This is a genomic window from Variovorax sp. GW821-FHT10D07 (assembly GCF_059415325.1).
The window spans coordinates 560,792-574,364 of the sequence record NZ_JBWKMZ010000002.1 but is presented as its reverse complement, the minus strand read 5'-3'; the positions used below and the strand labels follow the sequence as shown (position 1 = coordinate 574,364).

The window sequence follows — 13,573 nt, the reverse complement described above, 5'->3', positions numbered from 1 at the left end:
CGCCAGCCAGGTCAGCCGCGCAGCTTCCGCTGCGCCGAGGTCCAGCAAGCCGTTGTCCATTCCAACGCTTGCCGGACCTTTCTTCGTGGCCGCCACCTCTACACGTTCCTCGCGCTTCGAGCGCCCGTTCTCCTCTTCTTCCTCTTCCCGACCCGTGCGCGCACGCCTCGCGCTGCTGCCCTGGCTGATCGCCAGCGGCTTCGGCGCCGCAGCGCCCGCCTGGGCCCAGCAGCCGCCCCCGCAGCAGGTCGCCGCGCTCGGCGAGATCGTGGTCAGCGGCTCGCGCTCCGAACAGGAGAAGGACGCGCTGCCGGTCAGCGTCGAAGTGCTCAACCGCGAGACCCTCGAGTCCAAGCAGATCAACGACATCCGCGACGCGGTGCGCGACCTGCCGAACGTCTCGGTCAAGCGCTCGCCGGCGCGCTTCGGGCTCGCCCAGGGCAACACCGGCCGCGACAACAACGCCGGCTTCAACATCCGCGGCCTCGACGGCAACCGCGTGCTGTTGCTGACCGACGGCATCCGCACACCGCGCAGCTACGTCTTCAGCGCCAACGCCTTCGGCCGCGACTACTTCGACATCGGCCTGATCGAGCGCATCGAGATCCTCAAGGGCCCGGCCTCCGCGCTCTACGGCTCCGACGGCCTCGCGGGCCTGGTCAACTTCATCACGCGCGATCCGTCCTCGTTCCTGCGCGACGGCAAGAGCTTCGGCGGCAGCGCCAGCCTGGGCTACAGCGGCGACGACAACGGCCGGCGCGCCGGCGTCACGCTCGCGGGCAAGCCCAGCGAGACCTTGCAGTGGCTGCTCTCGGCCAACCTCGGCCGCTCGCACGAGCTCGAGAACCGCGGCAGCTACAACGCGCCCAACGCCGACCGCACCACGCCCAACCCGCAGCGCGACCGCAGCGGGGCGCTGCTGGCCAAGGTCATCCTCACGCCCGATGCCGACCAGCGCCACGGCTTCACCTTCGAGCACATCGAGAAGACCAGCCGCTACGACCTGCTGTCGGGCCTCGCGAAGCCGCCCTATGCCTCGACCTCGGTGGTCGGCCTCAACGCCCGCACCGACCTGCAGCGCGACCGCTTCACCTACGACGGCCGGCTGCGCCTCAATTCGGTGATGGCCGACAGCCTGCAGGCCACGGTGAGCTACCAGAAGTCGAAGTCGCGCGAGTACATCTTCGAGGACCGCTTCAGCGCCGCCGACCGCTCGCGCGACGTCACCTACGACGAGAGCACCTGGCAGTTCGGCCTGCAGGCCGACAAGCTGGTGCGCACGGGTGACTGGGCCCAGAAGATCACCTACGGCTTCGACTACGCGCGCACCAACGTCGAGAACCTGCAGACCGGCCTGGTGCCGCCCGCGGGCGAGAGCTACCCGCTCAAGCGCTTCCCCGACACGCGCGAGACCTCCTCGGCCTTCTACGTGCAGGACGAGTTCATTCATGACCGCTGGAGCATCACGCCCGGCATCCGCTTCGACCGCTTCTCGCTCGATGCCGACCAGGCCGGCTTCAGCGCACAGGCGGTCTCGCTCTCGGGCTCGGCGGTCTCGCCCAAGCTCGGGGTGCTGTTCCGCGCCACGCCGCAATGGAGCGTCTACGGCAACTACGCCTCGGGCTTCAAGGCGCCCAACGCATTCCAGGTCAACAACTTCTTCGAGAACACGATCTCGGGCTACCGCACGATCCCGAACCCCAACCTCAAGCCCGAGAAGAGCCAGAACGTCGAGCTCGGCGTGCGCGGGCGCACCGGCCTGCTGAACTTCGACGTCGCCGCGTTCAGCGGCAACTACAAGGACCTGATCGAGAACGACCGCCAGGTCGGCGGCGTGTTCGGCTCACGCGTGAACCCGGCCACCTTCCAGTCGGTCAACATCGGCCGCGCGCGCATCAGCGGCTTCGAGGTCAAGGGCGAGCTCGATTTCACCGACAACGGCATGGGCTTCTCGGTGCCCTTCGCCTGGGGCCAGACGCGCGGGCGCGACCGCAGCAACAACCGGCCGCTGAACTCCATCGATCCGCGCAAGATCAACCTCGGCCTGGCCTACAAGGCGCCGGCCTGGTCGGTGCGGCTCGACGCGGTGCACCATGCGGCCAAGAAACGCTCCGACGTGGATGCGGCCGAGATCACCACCGGCGGCGTGCAGTTCCTCACGCCCTCGGCGACCACGCTGGACCTGAGCGCGCAGTGGCGCATCAACCGCGACCTGCGGCTGAACGCCTCGATCACGAACCTCACGAACAAGCGCTACTGGATGTGGAGCGACGTGCGCGGCCTGACCTCCACCGCGCTGATCCGCGACGCCTACACGCAGCCGGGACGCAGCTTCAACGTCTCGCTCGTGGCCGATTTCTGAGCCACCGAATTCAACCCAGGAAGGACCACCAACGATGAATGCCGACGACATCCGCCACCGTTTCGCCGAGCTGCGCGCCAAGGGCATGCGCCACAAGGACGCCGCCGCGGCCATGGGGCTGGCCGAGGGCACCGCGATCGCGGCCCATGCGGGCGCGCACGACCAGGCCCTGCGCGCCACGCCGCTGCGCGGGCCGTGGCTGGCGCTGCTGCAGTCGCTCGAGGCCTGCGGGCCGCTGCTGGCGCTCACGCGCAACGAGACCACGGTGCACGAGAAGACCGGCATCTACGAGAAGCTCTCGGGCGGCGAGGCCATGGGGCTCGCGCTCGGCGAGGCGATCGACCTGCGGCTGTTCTTCAGCCGCTGGCACGCGGGCTTCGCGGTGGACGAGGCGGCCGCCAATCCCGGCGTGCCGTCCTCGCTGAGCCTGCAGTTCTTCGATGCGCACGGCCTGGCGGTGCACAAGATCTTCGTGCGCGAGGCCACCGACCGTGGCGCGCTGCAGGCGGTGATCGATGCGCATGCGGCACCGGAGCTTCAGGTGGCGTTCAAGCCGGCCGAGCCCAAGCCCGCGCCGCGCGCCGACGCCGCCATCGACGCCGGCGCGCTGGCCGAGGCCTGGCGCGGCATGCAGGACACGCACGAATTCTTCGGCCTGCTCAAGAAGTTCGATGCCGAGCGCCAGCAGAGCTTCCGGCTCACCGAGGGCGAGTTCACGCAGCGCGCCGCGCTGCATGCGGTGGGCGACCTGCTGCAGGAAGCGGCCTTCAGCGGTACGCCGATCATGGTCTTCGTGGGCAGCCCCGGCTGCATCCAGATCCACACCGGGCCGGTGGTGTGCGTCGAGCCGATGGAGATGCCGGCGCGTGGCGACGCCGCGCCGATGCGCTGGCTCAACGTGCTCGACCCCGGCTTCAACCTGCACCTGCGCGAGGACCGCATCGCGAGCGTGTGGATCGTCGAGAAACCCACGAGCGACGGCCATGTGACCTCGGTCGAGGCCTTCGACGGCGAGGGCGAGCTGATGGCGATGTTCTTCGGCGCGCGCAAGCCTGGCGTGCCCGAGCGCGAGGACTGGCGCAAGCTGGTGCGCGGGCTCGCGCGGCTGCCCACGAAGGCCCCGGCGGCCTGATCGCGCGGACGCTTTTCTCCTTGCCCCACGTTTTTTCTCCATGACCGAAGAACGCATCTCCCCCTCCATCGTCCGCCGCCGCGACGCACTGCGCCTCGCCGCCGCGGCCTCGCTCGGCGCCGCCGCGCTGCCCCTGTTCGCCCAGTCGCCCGAGGCGAAGAAACTGCCGCGGCTCATCACCGTGAGCGGCGCCATCACCGAGGTGGTGTACCTGCTCGGCGCCGAGGGCCAGCTCGTCGGCACCGACACCACCAGCCTCTATCCGGCCGCGGCGCGCGGCACGCCCAAGGTCGGCTACATGCGGCAGCTCTCGGCCGAGGGGCTGCTGTCGCTCAAGCCCGATGCCGTGATCGCCACCAACGAGTCGGGCCCGCCGGTGGTGCTCGACCAGGTGCGCTCGGCCGGCGTCAAGGTCGAGATCGTGCAGGCCGACCACAGCTGGGGCGAGGTGCAGCGCAAGATCCAGGTGGTGGGACGCGCCGCGGCCCGCGAGGCGCAGGCGCGCGCGCTGCAGGTGAAGCTCGATGCCGAATGGGCGCAGGTGCAGCAGCGCGTGGCGGCCGCCCAGGGGCGCAAGCCGCGCGTGCTGTTCGTGCTCTCGCACAGCGCGAGCCCGCAGGTGTCGGGCGAGAAGACCGCGGCGCACGCGGTGATCGGCTATGCGGGCGGCGTCAATGCGCTCGGCGGCTTCGAGGGCTACCGGCCGATGACGGCCGAGGCCATGGCCACGGCCGCGCCCGACATCGTCATGACCAGCGACCAGAGCATCGAGGCCCATGGCGGCATCGAGCGCTTCTGGCAGCGGCCCGAACTGGCGCTCACGCCCGCGTTCAGGAAGCGCTCGCTGGTCACGCTCGACGCCTTGCTGCTGCTGGGCTTCGGCCCGCGCATGCCGGCGGCGATCGCCGAGCTGCATCCGAAGTTCATGGCCGCGGTGGCATGAGCCAGCGCTTCCCGCCGCGGGCCGTGCTGGCCGGCTGCGCGCTGCTCCTCGCCTTCGCGCTGGCGCTCGGCGCGGTGTCGGGCGCCTACGCGATCAGCCTGCCGCAGCTCTGGAACGTGCTGAGCTCGCTGGGGCAGGGCGCCGCGGCCGACAGGTCGCCCGAATACCTGGTGTTCGTCAACATCCGCCTGCCGCGCTTGGTGCTCGGCGTGGCGGCCGGCGCGGGCCTGGGCATGGCGGGCACGCTGATGCAGGGGCTGTTTCGCAACCCGCTGGCCGATCCCGGCCTGGTGGGCATCAGCAGCGGCGCCGCGTTGGCGGCCGGCGTGACCATCGTGCTGGGCGCCTGGTTCATGCCGGTGCTGCCGCGCACGCTCGGCAGCTGGACGCTGGTGGTGATGGCCTTCGGCGGCGGCCTCTCGGTCACCTTGTTGATCTACGCGCTGTCGCGCAGCGAGGGCGGCACGCGCATGGCGCTGATGCTGCTCGCGGGCATCGCGGTCAATGCGCTGGCGGGCGCGGGCCTCGGCTTCCTCAGTGTGATGGCCACCGACGAGCAACTGCGCAGCCTGCAGTTCTGGCTGCTCGGCAGCCTGGGCGGCGCGCGCTGGAGCGCGGTGATCCTGGTCGGCGTGGCGGTGCTGCTGTCCTGCGTGGCGGCGGCCTCGCTGGCCGCGCCGCTGAACGCGATCGCGCTGGGCGAATCGCAGGCGGCGCTGCTGGGCGTGGACGTGGAGCGCATCAAGCGGCGCGCCATCGTCGTCACGGCGGTGGCGGTGGGCGCCGTGACGGCCACCACCGGGATCATCGGCTTCATCGGCCTGATCGCACCGCACTGGGTGCGCATGGTGGCCGGGCCCGATCACCGGGTGGTGCTGCCGGCCTCGGCGCTGCTGGGCGCGGCGCTGGTGCTGGTGGCCGACACGGTGGCGCGTACCGCGATGGCGCCGGCCGAGCTGCCGCTGGGCGTGCTCACGGCCTTCATCGGCGTGCCGATGTTCCTGCTGATGCTGCGGCACTTCCGGGGGCGCATATGAAGGCGCCGGACCTGAACCTCGGGCTGCGCTGCGAGGATGCCGAGGTAAGCATCGGCGCCAAGGCGCTGCTCTCGCGGGCCACGGTGCAGTTGGCGCCGGGGCGGGTGACGGCGATCCTCGGCCCCAATGGCGCGGGTAAGTCGACCCTGCTGTCGGTGCTGTCGGGGCAGCGCGAGCCCACGGCGGGCCGGGTGCTGCTCGACGGCCGGCCGCTGCGCGCCCACGGCATGCCGGCGCTCGCGCTGCGGCGCGCGCTGATGCCGCAGGAAAGCGCGGTGGCCTTCGACTTCAGCGCGCGCGACGTGGTCGCGCTGGGCCGCTATCCGCACCGGCTGGCGCCCGCGCCCGACGAGGACGCGATCGTCGCCGCGGCCATGGCTCTGACCGACGTGTCGGCGCTCGCGCCGCGCGTCCTCAACACGCTGTCGGGCGGCGAGAAGGCGCGCGTGCACATGGCGCGGGTGCTGGCGCAGCTGTGGCATCCGCCCGCCGACGGGGCCGCGCGCTGGCTGCTGCTCGACGAGCCGACGGCCGCGCTCGACCTGGCCCACCAGCATGCCGCGATGCGGCTGCTGCGCGGCTGGGCCGGGCAGGGCGTCGGCGTGGTGGTGGTGCTGCACGACCTGAACCTGGCGCGGCGCTATGCCGACGAGGTGGTGGTGCTGGGCGTGCCTGACGTGCCCGGCGGGTTGTGCCAGGGCCCGACCGGCGAAGTGCTGGCGCCCGGGCTGATCGAGGCGGTCTGGCGCATGCCGTGCCAAAGCGTGGTCGGCGCGGACGGGACGGTGCAGTACCTGTTCGGCTAGGACCGCGGACGGGCGGTCAGCCGGTCAGTAGGTCAGCCGCTCCGGCCGCAGCTCCTGCAGGATCGTGGTCGCGATCTCCTCGATCGACTTGGTGGTGGTCGAGAGCCAGCGGATGCCGGCGCGCCGCATCATGGCCTCGGCCTCGCTGACCTCGTGGCGGCAGTTCTCGATGCTGGCGTAGCGCGAATTCGGCCGGCGCTCGTTGCGGATCTCGCTGAGCCGCTCGGGCTGGATGGTCAGGCCGAAGATCTTCTTGCGGTGCGGCATGAGCGCTGGCGGCAGCTGGCGGCGGTCGAAGTCTTCCGGAATCAGCGGGTAGTTGGCCGCCTTCAGGCCGTGCTGCATCGCCAGGTAGAGCGAGGTGGGCGTCTTGCCGCTGCGGCTCACGCCCACCAGGATGACGTCGGCGCCCTGCAGGTCGCGGTTGCTCTGGCCGTCGTCGTGCTGCAGGCTGAAGTCGATCGCGGCGATGCGGTCGTTGTATTCCTTGCTCTTGCTGACGTCGCTGAAGCGGCCGATGCGGTGGTTGGACTTCATCGCCAGCTCGATCTCGAGCGGGCGCACGAAGGTGCCGAACATGTCGAGCAACATGCCCTTGCAGCCGGTTTCGATCACTTCCAGCACGTCCATGTTGGCCAGCGTGGTGAAAACGATCGGGCGCACGCCCTCGAGTTCGGCCGTGTGGTTGATCTGCCGCACCGCCTGGTGGGCCTTGTCGACCGTGTCGGTGAAAGGCAGCCGCACGTGGCGCGGTTTCATCTCGAACTGGGCGAGCACGGCGTTGCCGAAAGTCTCGGCCGTGATGCCCGTGCCGTCGGAAACGAAGAAGACAGTTCGTGTGTGCATGGTCTGGCGGTGTTGTCCTGCGACGCGCGCGGCCCCGGCGCGCCTACAATCCGCCCCATTATCGGGATTCCGCCCCTCGGCCCCCACCGTATCTTTCCTTCCATGCCCACCGCGTCCGCACCCAAAGCAACGACAACGATCGTGCCGCGCCGTCCGCATGGAATGCAGCAGGTTTCAACTTCTGGAGCTTTCCCATGTCTGCACTTTTCGACGCGACCGCCCTGGTCGTACCGTTTGAAAACCTGAGAATGACCGACGTCGAGGCGGTTGGCGGCAAGAACGCCAGCCTCGGCGAGATGATCTCGCAGCTGCCCCAGGGCGTGCGCGTGCCCACGGGCTTCGCGACCACCGCCCATGGCTTCCGCCAGTTCCTGGCCCACGACGGCCTGGCCGACAAGATCAGCAAGCGCCTGGCCGCGCTCGACACCGAGGACGTGCGCGCGCTGGCCACCGCCGGCGCCGAGATCCGCGCCATGGTCGAGGCCCAGCCGTTCCCGGCCGACCTCGAGAAGGCCATCCGCGACGCCTTCGCCGCCCTGAGCGCCGGCAACCCGCAGGCCTCGTTCGCCGTGCGTTCCTCGGCCACCGCCGAAGACCTGCCCGACGCCTCCTTCGCCGGCCAGCAGGAGACCTTCCTGAACGTCGTCGGCATCGAGGACGTGCTGCACAAGATGAAGGAGGTGTTCGCCTCCCTCTACAACGACCGCGCCATCAGCTACCGCGTGCACAAGGGCTTCGCCCACGACGTGGTGGCGCTGTCGGCCGGCGTGCAGCGCATGGTGCGCTCCGACCTCGGCGCGGCCGGCGTGATGTTCACCATCGACACCGAGTCGGGCTTCGAGGACGTGGTGTTCATCACCTCGAGCTACGGCCTGGGCGAGACCGTGGTGCAGGGCGCCGTGAATCCCGACGAGTTCTACGTCCACAAGCCCACGCTCAACGCCGGCAAGCGCGCGGTGATCCGCCGCAACCTGGGCTCCAAGCTGATCCAGATGGAGTTCGCCACGCCCGAGGAGAAGAAGGCCTCCGGCAAGCTGGTCAAGACCACCGACGTGAAGGCCGAGCAGCGCAACCGCTATTCGCTGACCGACGACGAGGTCGAGCAGCTCGCGAAGTACGCGCTGGTGATCGAGCAGCACTATGGCCGCCCGATGGACATCGAGTGGGGCAAGGACGGCACCGACGGCCAGATCTACATCCTGCAGGCGCGTCCCGAGACCGTGAAGAGCCAGCAGCAGGGCAAGGCCGAGCAGCGCTTCAAGCTGCTGGGCCGCGGCGCCGTGCTGGCAGAGGGCCGCGCGATCGGCCAGAAGATCGGCACCGGCCCGGTGCGGCTGGTCCACAGCATCAGCGAGATGGACAAGGTGCAGGCCGGCGACGTGCTGGTGACCGACATGACCGACCCGAACTGGGAGCCGGTGATGAAGCGCGCCGCGGCCATCGTCACCAACCGCGGCGGGCGCACCTGCCACGCGGCCATCATCGCGCGCGAACTGGGCATTCCGGCCGTGGTCGGCTGCGGCGACGCCACCGACCTGCTGAAGGACGGCACCCTGGTCACCGTGAGCTGCGCCGAGGGCGACACCGGCTACATCTACGACGGCCTGCTCGAGACCGAGGTCACCGAGGTGCAGCGCGGCGTGATGCCCGAGATCGACATCCAGCTGATGATGAACGTCGGCAACCCGCAGCTGGCCTTCGACTTCGCGCAACTGCCCAACCACGGCGTGGGCCTCGCGCGGCTCGAGTTCATCATCAACAACAACATCGGCGTGCACCCGAAGGCGATCCTCGACTACCCGAACGTCGACAACGACCTCAAGAAGGCCGTCGAGTCCGTGGCCCGCGGCCATGCCTCGCCGCGCGCCTTCTACGTCGACAAGGTGGCCGAGGGCATCGCCACCATCGCCGCGGCCTTCTGGCCCAAGAAGGTGATCGTGCGCCTGTCGGACTTCAAGTCGAACGAGTACCGCAAGCTGATCGGCGGCAGCCGCTACGAGCCCGAGGAAGAGAACCCGATGCTGGGCTTCCGCGGCGCGGCGCGCTACCTCAGCGAGGACTTCGGCCAGGCCTTCGCCATGGAATGCGAGGCGCTCAAGCGCGTGCGCAACGACATGGGCCTGACCAACGTGCAGATCATGGTGCCCTTCGTGCGCACGCTGGGCCAGGCCGAGCGCGTGACCGGCCTGCTGGCCAAGTACGGCCTGAAGCGCGGCGACAACGATCTCAAGCTGATTATGATGTGCGAGGTGCCGAGCAACGCCATCCTGGCCGACGAGTTCCTCGAGTACTTCGACGGCTTCTCGATCGGCTCGAACGACCTGACCCAGCTCACGCTGGGCCTGGACCGCGACTCGGGCCTCGAGCTGCTGGCGGCCGACTTCGACGAGCGCGACCCGGCCGTGAAAGCCATGCTGAGCCGCGCCATCAAGGCCTGCAAGGACAAGGGCAAGTACGTCGGCATCTGCGGCCAGGGCCCGTCGGACCATCCCGACTTCGCGCTGTGGCTGGCGGAGCAGGGCATCGAGTCGATCTCGCTCAATCCCGACAGCGTGATCGACACCTGGCAGCAGCTCGCCAAGCGCTGAGCCGGCGACCGACCTGCGGGAATCCCCATCGGGGGATTCCCGTGTCAGGCGGGTGCCCATCTTCGGGAATGGCGTTTCCGGTGTCAGACTCGTGAAATTCATCACGAAGCGGCGCGCACCGGCCTTCCTTCCGTGGCGCGCGGCGATCCCGCGCGCAGCGGGCGTCGGTCACAGCACCGCCGGGAGACACGCATGATTCTTGTCAAGACGGAGACCGGCCAGCAGGTCCTCAAGGACCGCTCGGTCCCGCTGTCGCCGCGGCAGCGCACCGCTTTCATCCTGTTCGACGGCAAGCGTTCGGTCGACGACGTGATCGCGGCCGGCGCGGGCATCGCGCGCGAGGACATCGACCAGATGGTCGCGCTGGGCTTGCTGAGCCCGCTGGGCGGCGCCGTCGCGGAAACGCCCGCGAGCTCCGCCGAGGGCGCGCCCAAGGCCGGTTCCGGCCGCAGCAGCCAGCAGCGCTATACGGACGCCTATCCCATCGCCACGCGGCTCACGGCCAGCCTCGGGCTCAAGGGCGTGCGGCTCAACCTGCAGGTGGAGGGGGCCGGGGGCTACGAGGACCTCGTGGCGCTGGCGCCGAAGATCCGCGCGGCGGTCGGGCCCGAGAAGGCCGAACCGCTGGACCGGGCGCTCTACGACTGAATCTGGGCGCTCATCCGGACTGCTCGAGCGCCCGATTTGGCGTTTCGCCAAAGATATGGCTACAATAGCCGGCTTTGCCTTGCCACACTGCGCCGACGCTGCGGGTGGCTTCAACCCCTTCTTCCGGGCAAAAAGCGGAAGAAGAAACCCACAAGGAGTGCCATGCGTCACTACGAAATCATTCTGCTGATCCACCCGGATCAAAGCGAGCAAGTTCCGGCCATGCTGGAGCGTTACAAGGGCCTGATCACGACCGGCGGCGGCAAGATCCACCGCGTCGAGGACTGGGGCCGTCGTCAACTGGCTTACCAGATCAACAAGCTCAACAAGGCGCACTACCTGTGCGTCAACATCGAAGCCGAACAGGCCGTGATGAGCGAACTGGAACACGCCTTCAAGTTCAACGACGCCGTGCTGCGCCACCTGACCGTTCAGAAGAAGAAGGCCGACACCGGTCCTTCGTCGATGATGAAGACGGTCGAGCGCGAAGAAGCCCGCAAGGCTCAACAGGCCGAATACGCCGCCGCCAACAACAACAACTGATGTCGGCGTGAGTGCTGCCGCTGCGGCAACCGGGGTCAACCAGCTTCTGCTGTCCGCCCATGTTGCCGAACTCGGTGCCTTGCGATTCACCCCGGCCGGTTTGCCCGCCATCGACCTGAAGCTCGAACACGAGTCGACCCTTCAGGTGGCGGGACAGTCCAGGCAGGTGAAGACGGCCCTCAAGGCCGTTGCGTTCGGCGCCATCGCCGAGCGGCTCGCAAAGCAGTCGATGGGAAGTCTCTGGCGATTCCAGGGGTTCCTCTCGACACCGGCTAATGGCAAGCTTCCGGTCCTGCACATCCAGGATTTTCAGCAAGATTAATTTTCGACAAGAGGTCCCACAATGGCCACGTTCAAGAAATTCAACAAAGACAAGCGCCCGAAGCGCAACACCCAGTCGCTGCTGTTCAAGCGCAAGCGTTTCTGCCGCTTCACCGTCGCTGGCGTCGAGGAAATCGACTACAAGGACATCGACACGCTGCGTGACTTCATCAGCGAAAACGGCAAGATCATCCCGGCCCGCCTGACCGGCACCCGCGCGATCTACCAGCGTCAGCTCAACACCGCGATCAAGCGTGCCCGCTTCCTCGCCATGGTCCCGTACAGCGACCAGCACCGCGTCTAAGAAGGAGACACAGCATGCAAGTCATTCTTCTGGACAAGGTCGTCAACCTCGGCACCCTCGGTGAAATCGTCAAGGTCAAGGACGGTTACGCCCGCAACTTCCTGATCCCGTCGGGCCGCGCCCGCCGCGCCACCGCCGCCAACAAGGCCGAGTTCGAAGCCAAGCGCGCCGAACTCGAAAAGGCAGCCGCTGCCAAGCTGGCCGAGTCGCAAGCCCAGGGCGAAAAGCTCGGCGGCACGACCGTCAAGCTGACGCAGAAGGCTGGCGTCGACGGCCGCCTGTTCGGCTCGGTCACCAACAGCGACATCGCTGAGGAGCTGGGCAAGCAAGGCTACAAGGTCGCGAAGTCGCAGGTTCGCCTGCCGAACGGCCCGATCAAGACCGTGGGCGACACCACCGTCAGCGTCTCGCTGCACACCGACGTGGTGGTCGACATCAACGTGACGGTCTACGGCGAAACCGCCTGATCGTTCCGGCGCGTCCTAGATGCGCTGCCAGAAGCCGCCTTCGGGCGGCTTTTGTTTTTTGTGCCTGCCGGCGGAAGTTGTCCCGCCCGCTGCACCGGAAGTTCACCTGTTATTCACAACCTTGTCCACGTGACGCCGCGGGGTGCGCGGGCTAGCATGGAGGGTTGCAAGGAAGCCCATGGCCGCCGTCTTCTCCTACGCCGACAACGATCCCTCCGACCGCCAGGTCGCGCAGCTGCGTATTCCGCCGCACTCGATCGAGGCCGAATCGAGCGTGCTGGGCGGCTTGCTGCTCGACAACACGGCCTGGGACCGCATGGGCGACCTGCTGGTCGACGGCGACTTCTACCGCCATGAGCACAAACTGATCTTTGCCGCCATCGGCGGCCTGATCAACGGCAGCAAGCCCGCCGACGTGATCACGGTCTACGAGCAGCTGCAGACGCTCGGCAAGGCCGACGAGAGCGGCGGGCTGGTCTACCTGAACTCGCTCGCGCAGTACGTGCCGAGCGCAAGCAACATCCGCCGCTACGCCGAGATCGTTCGCGAGCGCTCGATCCTGCGCAAGCTGGTCTCGGCCAGCGACGAGATCGCGACCAACGCCTTCAATCCGCAGGGCAAGACGGTCGACAAGATCCTCGACGAGGCCGAGCAGAAGATCTTCAACATCGGCGAGGAAGGCACGCGGATGAAGCAGGGCTTCCAGAGCATGGATGCCCTGGTGGTCGAGTTGCTGGACCGCGTGACCGAGATGGCCGACAACCCGAACGACATCACGGGTGTTCGCACCGGCTTCTACGAGTTCGACAAGATGACCTCGGGCCTGCAGCCCGGCGACATGATCGTGCTGGCCGCGCGTCCGTCGATGGGGAAGACCTCGCTGGCGATCAACATCGCCGAGCACGTGGCGCTCAACGAGGGGCTGCCGGTGGCGGTGTTCTCGATGGAAATGGGTGCCTCGCAGCTCGCGGTGCGTATCGTCGGCTCGATCGGCCGCATCGACCAGGGCCACCTGCGCACCGGCAAGCTCACCGACGAGGAATGGCCGCGCCTGACCGAGGCCATCGAGAAGCTGCGCACCGTGTCACTGCACATCGACGAGACCCCGGGCCTGTCGACCAGCGAACTGCGCGCCAATGCGCGCCGGCTGGCACGCCAGTACGGCCGCCTCGGCCTGATCGTGGTCGACTACCTGCAGCTGATGTCGACCAGCATGTCGGGCGACGAGAACCGGGCCACGGCCGTGGGCGAAATCTCGCGCGGCCTGAAGATGCTGGCCAAGGAACTCAAGTGCCCGGTGATCGCGCTGTCGCAGCTCAGCCGCGGCGTCGAGAGCCGCACCGACAAGCGCCCGATGATGAGCGACCTGCGCGAATCGGGTGCCATCGAGCAGGACGCGGACATCATCATGTTCATCTACCGCGACGACTACTACAACAAGGAGTCGAAGGAGCCGGGCGTGGCCGAGGTGATCATCAGCAAGCACCGGAACGGCCCGACGGGTACCGTCAAGCTGGCCTTCCTGAAGCCCCTCACCAAGTTCGAGAACATGGCGATGGGCAGCGACGACTTCTGA

At 68.3% G+C, this 13,573-nt stretch carries 13 protein-coding genes; 12 read left to right on the top strand and 1 reads right to left on the bottom strand.

Annotation, left to right across the window (positions count from 1 at the left end):
- The first annotated feature begins 85 nt into the window (after positions 1-85).
- From AC07PU_RS08000 to AC07PU_RS07980, 5 genes are read left to right on the top strand one after another with little or no spacing between them, the layout of a single operon-like run.
- Positions 86-2,362 carry a TonB-dependent hemoglobin/transferrin/lactoferrin family receptor gene (locus tag AC07PU_RS08000; RefSeq protein WP_495316630.1) on the top strand — a complete coding sequence of 759 codons (2,277 nt, stop codon included), beginning with the start codon at positions 86-88 and terminating at the stop codon, positions 2,360-2,362.
- Between the two features lie 34 nt (positions 2,363-2,396).
- Positions 2,397-3,494: a hemin-degrading factor gene (locus tag AC07PU_RS07995; RefSeq protein ID WP_495316629.1), complete on the top strand. Its 1,098-nt coding sequence runs from the start codon at positions 2,397-2,399 to the stop codon at positions 3,492-3,494.
- 40 nt (positions 3,495-3,534) lie between these two features.
- Positions 3,535-4,437, top strand: a complete 903-nt coding sequence (locus AC07PU_RS07990; protein ID WP_495316628.1) for a heme/hemin ABC transporter substrate-binding protein — start codon at positions 3,535-3,537, stop codon at positions 4,435-4,437.
- Positions 4,434-5,474 carry a FecCD family ABC transporter permease gene (locus tag AC07PU_RS07985; RefSeq protein ID WP_490876694.1) on the top strand — a complete coding sequence of 347 codons (1,041 nt, stop codon included), beginning with the start codon at positions 4,434-4,436 and terminating at the stop codon, positions 5,472-5,474. The genes AC07PU_RS07990 and AC07PU_RS07985 overlap by 4 nt, the downstream gene beginning before the upstream one ends.
- Positions 5,471-6,280 carry a heme ABC transporter ATP-binding protein gene (locus AC07PU_RS07980; RefSeq protein WP_495316625.1) on the top strand — a complete coding sequence of 270 codons (810 nt, stop codon included), beginning with the start codon at positions 5,471-5,473 and terminating at the stop codon, positions 6,278-6,280. Before AC07PU_RS07985 ends, AC07PU_RS07980 begins: the two co-directional genes overlap by 4 nt.
- A 24-nt stretch (positions 6,281-6,304) precedes the next feature.
- On the opposite strand, the gene ppsR is transcribed toward AC07PU_RS07980, so the two are convergent.
- The gene (gene ppsR / locus AC07PU_RS07975; protein WP_057595986.1) at positions 6,305-7,126 is read right to left on the bottom strand and encodes a posphoenolpyruvate synthetase regulatory kinase/phosphorylase PpsR; all 822 of its coding nucleotides are present in this window, start codon (positions 7,124-7,126) and stop codon (positions 6,305-6,307) included.
- Positions 7,127-7,320: 194 nt separating this feature from the next.
- On the opposite strand from ppsR, the gene ppsA reads away from it, so the two are divergent.
- The 7 genes from ppsA (at position 7,321) to dnaB (ending at position 13,573) form a co-directional block, all read left to right on the top strand.
- Entirely contained in the window at positions 7,321-9,714 is a 2,394-nt protein-coding gene (gene ppsA, locus AC07PU_RS07970; RefSeq protein WP_208511184.1) for a phosphoenolpyruvate synthase, read from the top strand.
- A gap of 192 nt (positions 9,715-9,906) precedes the next feature.
- Positions 9,907-10,362, top strand: coding sequence for a hypothetical protein (locus AC07PU_RS07965; protein ID WP_431512263.1), 456 nt, complete (start codon positions 9,907-9,909; stop codon positions 10,360-10,362).
- A 162-nt stretch (positions 10,363-10,524) separates the two neighbouring features.
- A complete protein-coding gene (gene rpsF, locus AC07PU_RS07960) occupies positions 10,525-10,905 on the top strand; it encodes a 30S ribosomal protein S6 (RefSeq protein ID WP_057595983.1) in 381 nt (126 codons plus the stop codon).
- 7 nt (positions 10,906-10,912) lie between these two features.
- Complete coding sequence (gene priB / locus AC07PU_RS07955; RefSeq protein WP_093342982.1) at positions 10,913-11,227, top strand: primosomal replication protein N; 315 nt, start codon at positions 10,913-10,915, stop codon at positions 11,225-11,227.
- A gap of 21 nt (positions 11,228-11,248) precedes the next feature.
- A complete protein-coding gene (gene rpsR / locus AC07PU_RS07950) occupies positions 11,249-11,530 on the top strand; it encodes a 30S ribosomal protein S18 (protein WP_007830781.1) in 282 nt (93 codons plus the stop codon).
- A 14-nt stretch (positions 11,531-11,544) separates the two neighbouring features.
- Positions 11,545-11,997 (top strand): 50S ribosomal protein L9, encoded by a 453-nt coding sequence (rplI, locus tag AC07PU_RS07945; RefSeq protein ID WP_093342980.1) that lies wholly within the window; start codon positions 11,545-11,547, stop codon positions 11,995-11,997.
- Positions 11,998-12,175: 178 nt separating this feature from the next.
- Positions 12,176-13,573, top strand: a complete 1,398-nt coding sequence (dnaB, locus tag AC07PU_RS07940) for a replicative DNA helicase (RefSeq protein WP_093342979.1) — start codon at positions 12,176-12,178, stop codon at positions 13,571-13,573.